Below are 1,101 nucleotides of genomic sequence, written 5' to 3' on the forward strand. Positions count from 1 at the left end.
GTAACGCCCCAGGCGGCGACTGGTTCAACGCCAGATGAGCGGGCGGTCCTGCACCCATTGCTCCACTGCAATAGTTCGACCCTGCACGAACAGCGCTACAGCACCCGACTCTCGGGCAACGAATGGTTCGTTCGCGAACACCGGGTGGCCGGGCAACCGGTGGTGCCGGGGGTGGTGCAACTGGAGTGGGCCCGCGCAGCGGCGGCCCTGGCCAGCGAACTGCCAGTGGGGCAGCCGATGCTGCTGGAGGAGGTGGCCTGGTTGCGCCCGCTGGTGGTCAGCCAGCCGCTGCTGGTGCATATCGGCCTGGTGGAAGAGCCGGGGCGCGGGGTCCGTTATGAGATCCATAGCGGTACCGGCACGCAAAAACTGCTTTATAGCCAGGGCTGGGTGCGCCCCGCGAGCGGGCAACCAGCGCCGCAGGTCGACCTGGCCGCCGTAGGTGCGTCATGCCAGTCGCAGGTGGACGTAGCCAGCTGTTATGCGCGCTTCACCGAGCAGGGCCTGGAGTACGGCGCGGGGTTTCGCGCCCTCAAGGAACTGCGCAGCGGCCCGCTGGCAGCGCTGGCGAGCCTGGCTGTGGCCAGCGCGGCACCGGGCTATACCTTGCCGCCATCCCTGCTGGATGGTGCATTGCAGGCTGTCACTGGCTGGCTGGCCAAACCGGCGCTGCAACTGCCATTCGCCCTGACCCGGGTCGAACAGTGGGGCCCGCTACCGGACCCAGCATGGGCGGTGGTGCGGCGCACCAGCGGGGAACAGGGCGCAGGGCAGAGCTTCGATGTCGACCTGGTGCACGCCGATGGCCAGGTGGCGGTGCGCTTGAGCGGCTTTTGCTGTCGCACGCCCGCGCAACCAGAGCTTGCGGGAGAGCTGACCCTGGCCCCGCGTTGGCAAACGCTAGAGGCCGTGAGGACCATCGCCGATACCCAGGACCAGCACCAGCACCTGTTGGAAGTTCCGGAGGCGATCGCTCGCCAATGGGGCACGCCCGATGGGGCGGCAGCCTGTGCCAGCTGGTTGGGCGCCAGGACCGGGTTCGACCATCTGCTCTGGCATGTGCCGCAGGGCCAGCCCGGGGTCGCACGAATCGGCCTGCAG

General features: G+C 68.7%; 1 protein-coding gene. It reads left to right on the top strand.

The genetic code is table 11. The annotated features are described in order from the left end of the window. The coding region (locus ACK6AU_RS31985) for a polyketide synthase dehydratase domain-containing protein (RefSeq protein WP_409303768.1) at positions 1–1,101 on the top strand (1,101 nt) is incomplete at both ends.

The organism is Pseudomonas sp. KCJK8993 (assembly GCF_046230915.1).
Classification (GTDB): Bacteria; Pseudomonadota; Gammaproteobacteria; order Pseudomonadales; family Pseudomonadaceae; genus Aquipseudomonas; species Aquipseudomonas piscis.